Raw genomic sequence first — 10,828 nt, forward strand, 5'->3', positions numbered from 1 at the left:
CTTCGCTCGGGGCGGCCTGCGGAGCGGGGGCTTCGTAGTAGGTGTTCTGGTAGTACGAGGACTGCTGGTTGCCCGCCAGGTAGTCGTCGTAACTCCGTGACGGGGTCTGCTGGACCTGTGGTGAGGGCTGGTAGCCGGGCAGGTACTGACGCTGCGCCGGCGCGGCCGGCGGCGGGGTGGCGGGTGCCGTTTGTGGTGCGCTCGTGACCCCCGGTTGTGATCCTCGAGGGCTGGTCACTCCCGGCTGCGATGGTGCAGCTTGAGCAGGAGCGGCCTGCACGGTCAGGCCGGCGATGGTCACCGCGGCCACGGCGGGCAGCGATTTGATCACCCGCCCTCGCTTCTTCGATGGGCGGTGGTGTCCGGTGCCCTGTGATGCTGGCATTGGTGTCGATCCCTTCCTGGTGCGACCCGGCGATCGGGTCGTGCTGGTGAATGCGATTGCGGAGCAACCGTTCTGGCGACAATTGGTTTTAGGTAAGTCGGTCGAGAGAAGTGGATGGGTGCGTGCGATCCATAGGTTGTGGGCCAGTCGCACGCACCCATCACGTGCTAGAGGCTCAGAGCCAGCCGAAGACCACCGACCAGAACCACGGCTGCTGAAAAATCCACATCGGGTATCGGAATCCTTTCTGTGCGAAGAGGTGTGAGTTCGAGGGGTGATGTCCCGGCGGGGCCACGCAGCGCTGAACATGATGAAATGCGCTCACTGCGCGACCCTCGCGCCGGTCCACCGGTCGAGCTACAGGGCGCGGGGGAGCTCCTGTAGCTCACGAGTGGGACTATCAGCGAAAGCCCACTCGGGTCGGGTTGCAGTCCGAGCTGCCAGGTCTACGGCTTAGGGGTAGGAGTGGACCGCTTATTGCATGATGCGGATGGACCCCACTCGGCTAGCAGGGCTCCGTCGTCACCGATGTATTGATGGCGACCGGAATGCCCATGGTCGAGCGAGCATGCAATCAGGTCGCCGTGTGTCCGATTTACGACAATTGATGCGCAGAACTCATTCAGTGAGAGAAGATTTGGCACCATCGCATCCCGTGCGGCACTCACTTTGATTCGTCCCCGTAACTTCGGCGAAAGCGGCAATGTCGGCTGAATGCACCTGCCGTCGCACCTCGTCCGTCATGGCCCAGCGCTGACGTTCGACGATGGTAATTGCTGGTCTCAGCCGTCGACGGCAACTGCGATGCGGCAAGGGCGAGCGACGCGAACATGTAGAACTCCCGACAGGAATGGTCGGACGGATTCTGTGAACAGACCGACCTGATGTCCCGCGCTACAAGCAGTGCCGAGATAGACAAGCACCGAGGAATCCCTTTTGGGCGCGCATCAGGACTGTAGAACAGGTTCGGTACACCGCGCAATCGGTTCTGCTTCGTGGAACTCAAATCGTACGAGTGCATATTAGCAACAGTAACGCGCAACTATAAAACTCACAAGGGCTCGCAGTCGTTGTCGACCGAGGAAGATGGGACTGTCTTGCAAGGTCGACAGGGAGTTGAAACAGTGCCGCGAAGCGGAGTTCGTGGGTTTCGCGCCGACCGGTTGCGGGAGCTACGGGTACGTGCGGGGTTCAGTGCTGACGACCTCGCAGCGAAAGTGGGTGCAACGAGGCAGGCGGTATCGACCTGGGAGACGGGGCGCTCGACGCCACCGCCTGCGACGCTTGGCCGGATCGCGAACGCCCTGCATACGTCGGTCGCGGCGCTGGTTCCGATCCCGGAGTCCCAGCTCAAACTGTCCGACTTGAGGGTGCACGCGGCGCTGTCTCAAGGCGACGCTGCGCAGCTGCTCGGGATGTCGACTACCGTTCTCGCTGACATCGAACGTGGGCGCAAGCCCGAGAACGAGGAGCGCATCGAACTGTTCGCCGATGCATATGGGGTGTCGATTCGGACGGTGGCGGCTGCGTGGAGTCGAACCCGCGATGCCCGCACGACACGCGCGCAATCCTTGTAAAAGACGCAACTATAAAACGGAATCTATGCGCGCGTACTTCGACCGCTCGGAGTCCACAACGGGCTATGTGGATTCGTCCGTATCCGCGAACTTATTTACTCCTCGGGCAATTCGGTCAGAGTGACGAGCGCGGCTGTGGTGTGCTGATCGAGCGAGACCAAAACCGCGTCGACTGTCATTGGCTTCCAATTTCCGTCGAGAGTCCTGAAGCGAAGCACGCCGTTGGTGCGTTCGCGTGCGAGTGCGTTCGACATTTGCTTCGCAATCGGTACGTCGTCCGGATGAATCGCCGGTAACGGTTCATCCGGAAGGTTCTCCCAGCAGATATTCGGTGCAGGTTCAGAGTTATACCAGCGCAACAAGTTGAGCGTTCTGAGGTTGACCAGTGCGCGGTACTCGCCCTCCTTGGTGGAAGCCTCCAGAACGCGATGCTCGAGAATCGTAGGTGGGGGAGCGATATTGATTTCCCCTGCGGGGCCGATGTCGTGGGTGATACCCCTCAGGATCACTTCGGTGCCCGAAACCCCGTCTTCGGCAATCATCCTGCACGAGAAGTGCGCGGCCCGAAGCTCGCTATGGTCCGTCCTGACGGTCCAGACCGCCTGATGAGTGGTGCCAGGCGCTGATTGAACGATCTTGGCCATAGCTTCGCTCTCGTCACGGTTGGTGACAAGTCGGGTGAACGCGCCCGCGAGTGCACGCTGGGTCTCGCGCTCGTCCTGCGGAACGCGGTAAAGGTCGAGTAGATCGTTGCTACCGCTTGCGGTGCTCTTGGTGAGGTTGAACTGCCACGCCCCAGCGGCGTCTCGTCGAGGTGGAGTCTCGTCGCGATGGCCGAGCCACACCCACACGCCATGGGTGCGGCCCGCGAAGGTGTGCAGTGGTTCGGCCAGTACTCGCCTGTAGCGGTCTTTGGACAGCCGATCCACCACAGCCCCTGTGGAAAATGCTTCCGCTACCGCGGCCATTGCCTCGCTGCGGCTGGAGGAGCTGCGTAGAACATTACGAGGTGAGACAAAGGACTTGGGCGAAGACCCAACTCCGATAACCGATGGCTCTTCGTCTCCGAACGTCTCTATCAAGATCCAGCTATTCGACATGGTTGACCGACCCCCGCAGGTCTGGTGAGTGAATTGTCCGTTGGTGACGGCTTGTCAGCGCCGCCGCAGTGCTTGGAGCGCAGGTAGCAGTTGTTGGTAAAGAGGGCCGAGCGCGCGCGTGGTCACGTCGATGAGGCGAGCGTCATTCCCAATTGTCACCTGCGACTTTCCCTTCCACGCACCCGCGATAATCTTGCGGGCGGCCACTTCAGGGGTGGTTCGGGCTACGTGGTTATCGAATAGTTCGGCAGTCCGCGCCTGATCAACTCCGGGTGCCGCCCGTCCCGTCCGCGCGATCGACGTCTTGAGTCCACCAGGGATGACACATGTCGCACGGGCCGTTCGTGATGCGAGCCGCAGCTCTTGGTTTAGGGCCTCGGTGAAACCTCGTACGGCAAATTTGGATGAGTTATACGCCGAGTAGCCGGGTGCAGACATGACACCGAAGGCGGACGACACGTTGATGATTCGACCTCGACGTGACTTCATGATATCCGGCAGAAAGGCGCGAGAGCTGTTCACCACGCTCTCGAAGTTGGTTGCCATCACGAGATCGAAGTCAGCTGGGGGAGTGTCGATGACGTCGCCGCTGTAGAGGATGCCCGCGACGTTGAAGACCGCATCGATATCGCCTAAGGCGGAGCGTGAAGACGCTGCCCACGAGTCGATTTGAGACCGGTCGGCGACGTCTAGACGGGTCACGTGTGTGACGTTGGTGGTAGCCGCACACTGTGACTGGACGTCCAGGAGGGCGTCGAAGTTCTTGTCTGCGAGGGAAAGAGACCAGTTCTGGCTTGCGAGCTGCAACGCAATTTCGCGGCCGACCCCAGAACTTGCGCCGGTGACCGCTGCTCTCCATTCCCGTGGCATCTAACCGCGCCTCCCGCACCTCGCTGCCCTTGGTAACTAGGCACAGTAACGAACTGTCCGCAGTCGCGCTAGCAACCAGCTGGTCTGTATAGCGGTCTGTATCCAGTATCGGACCGGCTCTGTAATCGCCTCGGCAGCCAGCGCAAGAAGCCCGAAGAGGGACCGAACACCAGTTCAGCGCCACTGTTGTCTCGATCGACCTGCTCGCCTTCGACTCTGCCGACAAGCCATGCGAGATCACTACCTGCGGTTACCGCCCGCCGTGGGATGCTGATGTGTTCACACACCCGGAAACGGAAGAGGCAGTGACGCGCGAGTGGCATACACGGGAATGCGAGTGTCTGCAGGAGTTGCCCGTTGGTGACGATCTGACAGCCGCCATGGTGCTGCCGCTCAGGACGGATTGGGTGCGGCCACGTGCGTGCCCAATCATTCGATGCGGTTGCCCTGGTGCGTGTTCCGCGCTATCAGAGGCTGCGAACGCCGGTTGCTTGCGGGCGCTTGATGCCCTGACCGATCTCGAATTCCACGCGCTGACCTTCATCCAGGTTGCGAAAACCTTGCCCCTCGATCTCGGAGTAATGGACGAACACGTCGGATCCGCCACCCTCCTGCTCGATGACGCCGAAGCCCCTCTCCCCGTTGAACCACTTCACGGTGCCGTTCGCCATAACCACTTACCCTTCGTGCTCAAAGTCGCGTCATCACCTTTCGGGTATCTCTGCGGAGTGGTTTAGCACCTCGAAGAGATAGCCGGCCTACATTTCACTTACAACAATGGTGTTTAGAGCGCTTTAAGCTCCTCGATCACAGAGTTGACCGACTTCTTGGCGTCGCCGAACAACATGGAGGTGCGGTCGGCTGTGAACAGCGGGTTGTCGATGCCTGCGTAGCCGGAGCTCATCGAGCGCTTGAGCACGATCACCGAGCGCGACTCGTCGACGTTTAGGATTGGCATGCCATGGATCGGGCTGGACGGGTCGTTGCGCGCGGCCGGGTTGGTGACGTCGTTGGCACCGATCACGATGGTGACGTCGGTGCGTGAGAACTCGCCGTTGATGTCGTCCATTTCTTTCATCGCGTCGTAGTCGACGTCGGCTTCGGCCAAAAGCACGTTCATGTGCCCTGGCATACGGCCCGCTACGGGGTGGATGGCGTATTTCACCTCAACGCCCTTGCTTTCGAGGATTGCCGCCATGTCCTTGACTGCGTGCTGGGCCTGCGCGACGGCAAGGCCGTAACCGGGGACGACGATGACCTGCGAGGCGTAGGCCATCTGGATCGCTGCATCCGCTGCTGACGTTGCTTTGACGACGCCGCCGGATGTGTCTGCTCCGATAGCGGCGTCGGCACCGCCGCCTCCGAACGATCCGAACACGATCGCCGGAATGGACCGGTTCATTGCTGTTGCCATCAGGTTGGTCAGGATCGAGCCCGAGGCACCGACGATCATGCCTGCCACGATCATCGCTGTGTTGTCGAGTGCGAGACCGGCAGCCGCAGCGGAGAGACCTGTCAGAGCGTTGAGCAGCGAGATCACCACGGGCATATCGGCGCCGCCGATCGGGAAGACCACTAACAGGCCCATCAGACCGGCAGCGACGAGCAGCAGCACGATGAACAGGACCGAGGTGCCATGACCCGGGGTGGATTCGATTCCTATGTAGATCGCGACCGCCACGGCGAGTATCAGCAGGACGATGTTGGTCAGCTGGAAGGTTCGTGCGTTCTTGACGAACGCCTTTTCCACGTTCTTGTTGAGCAGTTCCTGCAACTTGAGGAACGCCACCAGCGAGCCCCAGAACGACACCGAACCGATCACGGCAGCGAACAAGGATCCGACGACGATGTGGACCGTCGGTTCTTCACCGTGCTGGAATGCCGAGAATCCGTCGGTCTCGATGAACTCGGCCCACGCGATCAACGCCACTGTGCCGCCGCCGACACCGTTGAACAGTGCCACTAGCTGCGGCATTGCCGTCATCTTGGTGCGCTTGGCCGGTGGAACTCCGAGGAGCACACCGATCGCCAGGCCCGCGGCGATGAGGATCCAGTTGATCGCGGCGGCGTCGCGCACCTCGATCAGCGTTGCAATCACAGCGATTCCCATACCGACGGCGGCGATCCAGTTGCCGCGCACGGCGGTCTTCGGACCGGTCAGACCCATCAGGCCGTAGATGAACATGCCGAAGGCGACGATGTAGAGAATGTTGACAAGGTTGTTCATCAGGAGTCGGCACCCTTCTCGGTCTTGGCGGGCACCGGCTTGGACTTGAACATGCTGAGCATGCGGTCGGTGACCAGGAACCCGCCGACGACGTTGAGCGTGCCGAAGATCAGCGCGACCAACGCAATGATGCGCACGCCCCACGACGCGTCCTCCGGCAAGCGACCGAGGACGATGAGCGCGCCGAGCATGACGATGCCGTGAATGGCGTTGGTGCCCGACATCAACGGCGTGTGCAGAGTGTTGGGAACTTTGGAGATGACCGCGAAGCCGACGAAGCCGGCCAGCACAAGAATCGCGATGTTCGCGAGAAGTGGGGTGTACATCAATACTCACTGTCCGGAATCAGGGAACGCGATGCCGCGTCCAATTCAAGGCTGAGATGCCGAGCTTCGAGGGGCTTGCTGAGGGCAGAAACCAGGTGGCCGACAAGTGACGTCAACCGGTCGGCCATTGCGTTCGCGGGACGTCCGAGAGAAGTCACTTCAGCCAGCATTTGCGGTCTCGCTTTGCTCGTCCGTTTCCGCTCTGGTCACACAGGACTGTGCTATGACCTCGTCGGAGAAGTCGGGTGCGAGGGCACCGTTCTCGTCGAGCAGCAACTCGAGCAGTGCAGATACGTTCTTTGAGTACAGCTCGCTTGCGTGCTCGGGCATCGTTGAGGGCAGGTTCAGCGGCGAGGCGATCGTGACGTCGTGCTTGACGACGGTCTGGCCCGGTTCGGTCAGCTCGCAGTTGCCGCCGGTCTCACCTGCGAGGTCGACGACCACACTTCCGGGCTTCATGCCCTCGACCGCTGCGGCAGTGACCAGACGAGGCGCGGGACGACCCGGCACCAATGCGGTGGTGATGACGACATCGAAGCCCTTGATGGCCTCTTCGAGAGCCTGCTGCTGCTGGGCGCGCTCGTCTTCGGTCAGTTCACGCGCATACCCACCTTCGCCAGCGGCATCGATGCCGAGATCGAGCCACTGAGCACCCACCGAACGCACCTGATCGGCAACCTCGGGACGCACGTCGTACCCGGTCGGTCGACCGCCGAGACGCTTCGCCGTGGCCAGTGCCTGCAGACCGGCGACACCGACGCCGAGCACAAGTACTGTCGCCGGCTTCACCGTGCCCGCGGCAGTGGTGAGCATCGGGAAGAACCGAGTGGACTCCGACGCCGCCAGAATCACTGCCTTGTAACCCGCGACGTTCGCTTGCGAGGACAATGCGTCCATCACCTGGGCACGAGAGATACGCGGAATTGCCTCGACGGCGAATGCCTGCACTCCTGCTGCGGCGAGCGCCTCGATCTTGTTGTCGGCGTTACGAGGTGCGAGGAAGCCGATCAACGTCGTACCCGGCGACAATTTCGCTATTTCGGCGTCGGTGGGAGGGGCAACTTTCACCACCACGTCGGCAGACCACGGGTCGCCGATCTCGGCTCCTGCTTCGACGTACAACTGATCCGGAATGAGGGCGGACAGACCGGCCCCCGACTCGACAACAACCGCCACACCCCTGCCGATCAAGGAGCCAACAATCTTGGGAACCAGAGCCACACGGCGTTCACCGTCCGATGACTCGCGGAGGACGCCGACTTTGGTGTGTCTCGTAATTCTTGGATCAGCGGTCATAGGGTTGCTTTCTGATCAGAGCGAGTTTGTAGAAATGTAGGAACGAAATAATGTTTGAGCGAGCTCATTTAGGCCGGCATATGTCCGCAATGAAGTCAGCGGTCCAGGTATCCACCGTCGACGGGAACATGTGCCCCGGGTTGCGAAGGCCACCGCTGAAATGCACAGGAAGACGATCATGGATGCTTTTCCATTGATCGAGCCAATCGACCTAGCGGCTGGATTGCAGCCGCAGCATCAAGCTTGGCCGGATCTCTGTTCGCGAGGGGCGGACGGTCCAAATATCTGGTACCCACGGAATTGACTAAGATGTTATTGGCTGTGTCGTCCAACGCTGCCGTTCGAGACAGACCGACGAGGGCATGTTCCGACGCAACGCATGTAGTGTGTGCAAGGAGGCAGAGAGTCCAGCGTGAAATATTGTGCGAGATCTGGTGTGTGCTGAATTGACTTACTTTCGCAGTCGTCGAACCTGTGCAAGATGTGAATTGCACAGTCGATATAATTCGATCACTTTTGTCTCGTTCAGATCTTGCGGACGCGCTCCGGAATCAAGAAACGCCTGCAAGCGTGAGTAGAATTGCACAGCCGATAGTCCGAATCCAACCATAATGTCTTCGTCAGACCCCCCTCCCCACGGGAGCCACTTTAAAGCGAAATCCAAAATAGCTCTGTCTGATTTCAGGAGCATGTTTACTCTTTCGGGTCATAGTTTCATAAAATCGATCAGAAATGTGCGAAGTCCGACCGATCAACGGCAAATGCTTTACCTCTTCCGAGAGCTTGCAGTACTGCATTCGGCGGAATCGTGCGTGTTTCTACTGGTTACGCGCGGGTCGCTTGCAGTGGGTGCGCGGCGAGCGCCGGTTCCGGTGCGGTGACTTCGATGCCTGCATCGCTCGTATCCGGCGCGTTGAAGTAGACCATTGCTGCCCTCGCCTCGACCTGCTGTTCGGTCACTGCGAGCTGACCTCGCCCCTTGGAGAAGAACGCCGTCAGCCAGGAGATCACGGTGGTCAGTCGGCTGCGGAAGCCGACGATGTAAAGCAGGTGGACGAGCAGCCACATGACCCAGGCGATGAACCCGGTGATCTTGATCGGACCGACTTGCGCGACGGCGCTGAAACGAGACACCGTGGCCATCGAGCCCTTGTCGAAGTACTTGAAGTCACTGCGCGCAGGCATTTTTCGGCCCGCCCGTACAGCTTCGACGCCATCTTCGATGACCCGTGCAGCATAACGTCCGCCCTGAATAGCAACCTGCGCGACACCGGGGAGCTTGTCGAGACTCATCATGTCGCCGACCACGAACACCTCTGGATGACCGGGAAGCGTGAGGTCCTTGCCCACCAGCACGCGCCCGGCACGGTCGACCTCGGCTCCAGACTGATCGGCGAGTTGCTTGCCGAGGGGGCTGGCGGCAACACCGGCAGACCACACCTTGGTGCGCGCCGAGATGCGTCGGATCGTTCCGTCGGCGTGCTTGACGGACAGACCGTCGGCGTCGACATCGGTGACCATCGCCCCGAGCTGAATGTCCACGCCCACCTTGGACAGCCGCTTCGCGGCGGCCTGACCGAGGGAATCCGCGAACGGCGGCAACACCTTCGGGGCCGCGTCGAGCAGAATGATGCGCGCGTTGCGGCTGTCGATGTGGCGGTAGGTGCCGTCGAGGGTCTTGTGTGCGAGTTCGGCGATCTGGCCTGCCATTTCGACTCCGGTAGGTCCGGCACCGACGACGACGAAGGTGAGCAGCCTTTCGATCTCGGCTGGATCGGTGGCGGCTTCGGCTTGATCGAATGCGCCGAGGATGCGTCCGCGTAGTTCGAGGGCGTCGTCGATGGTCTTCATTCCGGGTGCGTACTCGGCGAAGTGGTCGTTGCCGAAGTAAGACTGGCCCGCGCCCGCGGCGACGATGATGCTGTCGTACTCGGTGACGGTGATCCGCTCGAGGAAGCGTGAGGTGACGACCTTGTTATCGATGTCGATGGTGGTGACGTCGCCGAGGACGACCGACGCGTTGTGCTGGTTCTTGAGGATCAGCCGTGTCGATGGAGCGATCTCGCCCTCCGAGAGGATGCCGGTGGCCACCTGATAAAGCAGGGGCTGAAAAAGGTGGTGGGTGGTCTTCGCGATGAGAGTGACGTCCACATTGGCCTTACGCAACTGTTTCGCCGCGAACAATCCACCGAACCCGGAGCCGATGATGACGACGTGGTGTCTGTGGATGCGCTGCGCGAGAGCAGGGGTGAGCTCGGGCGTGTCAGATACGAGAATCGTGGTGTCCTTCCATATCCGGGACGGGGATACGGCTGTCGAGCATTCGCCGAATCAGGAAACCGTCGGGGTCACTACTGTGCGCATCCGCTGCAGTGGTAGGTGCTGTCACAGATACGCCTTCTTTATCCACCATCCGGCGAGTCAAGTCCAATATCGAAACTCGATACCGCTTATTGATCTCAGCAATTCAGACTGATGCAGAAGCTCTTGCCCGCGACCACGGTGCCTCGAGATCTCGAGCTGGTACTCGATGACAGAGACTGTCCCACGCGTTTTAACCAGCCCCGGCGCGGGGTGCCCTGTACTTCGTGTTCCAATGGCCAGACGCCGTAGCGAAACGGATCGCTTAGCGTGGCCTGGGGACTCGAGCTGGAATCAACTAATACGGGTATGCCGTTTCGGGTCAAGACCATGACGGAGCAGAAGATGGTTGCGTCTAGGCGTACGTGTAACGAGTGCCGGTGGTCGTTAGGTGCCGTCGACGACGACGTGCAGCGTTGCGAAGGCTGTGTTCGGCGGCATCGGGTAGCTATCCGCCTGGGTTGCAGTCGTGGACGGTTCGGCCCTCGGATCGGTACCGAACAGGATTCTCGTCGCGGTACGACGTGAGTCGAATGAATCTGGGCAGTCCGCTCGGTGATGGATCGATTGTCGGATGCGAAAGTGCACTAGTGGTCCGCGTTTGAAGTTGTTGGGCGGTTGGCCTTCTTGAGGATCTGCTCCGCAGTTTTGGTCCAGACGAACGGCTGAGCGCGTGGGTTCCAGCC

The 10,828-nt window shown here is 60.6% G+C and carries 9 protein-coding genes and 1 pseudogene; 1 reads left to right on the top strand and 9 read right to left on the bottom strand.

What is annotated here, in order from left to right:
* A pseudogene (locus CH302_RS20425) lies at positions 1-385 on the bottom strand (hypothetical protein); the annotation flags it as partial.
* A gap of 1,124 nt (positions 386-1,509) precedes the next feature.
* On the opposite strand from CH302_RS20425, the gene CH302_RS20430 reads away from it, so the two are divergent.
* Positions 1,510-1,962, top strand: a complete 453-nt coding sequence (locus CH302_RS20430; RefSeq protein ID WP_037192122.1) for a helix-turn-helix transcriptional regulator — start codon at positions 1,510-1,512, stop codon at positions 1,960-1,962.
* A 95-nt stretch (positions 1,963-2,057) separates the two neighbouring features.
* Here the strand turns inward: CH302_RS20430 and CH302_RS20435 are convergent, their stop codons facing one another.
* The 8 genes from CH302_RS20435 to CH302_RS20470 all read right to left on the bottom strand — a co-directional run bounded on the left by CH302_RS20435 (position 2,058) and on the right by CH302_RS20470 (position 10,058).
* Positions 2,058-3,062: a GAF domain-containing protein gene (locus tag CH302_RS20435; RefSeq protein WP_037192125.1), complete on the bottom strand. Its 1,005-nt coding sequence runs from the start codon at positions 3,060-3,062 to the stop codon at positions 2,058-2,060.
* 54 nt (positions 3,063-3,116) lie between these two features.
* Entirely contained in the window at positions 3,117-3,932 is an 816-nt protein-coding gene (locus tag CH302_RS20440; protein ID WP_037192127.1) for an SDR family NAD(P)-dependent oxidoreductase, read from the bottom strand.
* 467 nt (positions 3,933-4,399) lie between these two features.
* Positions 4,400-4,603, bottom strand: a complete 204-nt coding sequence (locus CH302_RS20445) for a cold-shock protein (RefSeq protein ID WP_037192129.1) — start codon at positions 4,601-4,603, stop codon at positions 4,400-4,402.
* Between the two features lie 113 nt (positions 4,604-4,716).
* Positions 4,717-6,159, bottom strand: a complete 1,443-nt coding sequence (locus tag CH302_RS20450) for an NAD(P)(+) transhydrogenase (Re/Si-specific) subunit beta (RefSeq protein WP_037192131.1) — start codon at positions 6,157-6,159, stop codon at positions 4,717-4,719.
* Positions 6,159-6,485 (bottom strand): NAD(P) transhydrogenase subunit alpha, encoded by a 327-nt coding sequence (locus CH302_RS20455; protein WP_037192133.1) that lies wholly within the window; start codon positions 6,483-6,485, stop codon positions 6,159-6,161. The genes CH302_RS20450 and CH302_RS20455 overlap by 1 nt, the downstream gene beginning before the upstream one ends.
* Positions 6,486-6,644: 159 nt before the next feature.
* Positions 6,645-7,781, bottom strand: a complete 1,137-nt coding sequence (locus CH302_RS20460) for a Re/Si-specific NAD(P)(+) transhydrogenase subunit alpha (protein WP_052047776.1) — start codon at positions 7,779-7,781, stop codon at positions 6,645-6,647.
* A gap of 451 nt (positions 7,782-8,232) precedes the next feature.
* The gene (locus tag CH302_RS30905) at positions 8,233-8,472 is read right to left on the bottom strand and encodes a DUF3263 domain-containing protein (RefSeq protein ID WP_082323718.1); all 240 of its coding nucleotides are present in this window, start codon (positions 8,470-8,472) and stop codon (positions 8,233-8,235) included.
* A 134-nt stretch (positions 8,473-8,606) separates the two neighbouring features.
* A complete protein-coding gene (locus tag CH302_RS20470; protein WP_037192135.1) occupies positions 8,607-10,058 on the bottom strand; it encodes an NAD(P)/FAD-dependent oxidoreductase in 1,452 nt (483 codons plus the stop codon).
* Between the last annotated feature and the right edge of the window lie 770 nt (positions 10,059-10,828).

Origin of the sequence: Rhodococcus sp. 15-2388-1-1a, from assembly GCF_002259145.1 — a bacterium.
Classification (GTDB): Bacteria; Actinomycetota; Actinomycetes; order Mycobacteriales; family Mycobacteriaceae; genus Rhodococcoides.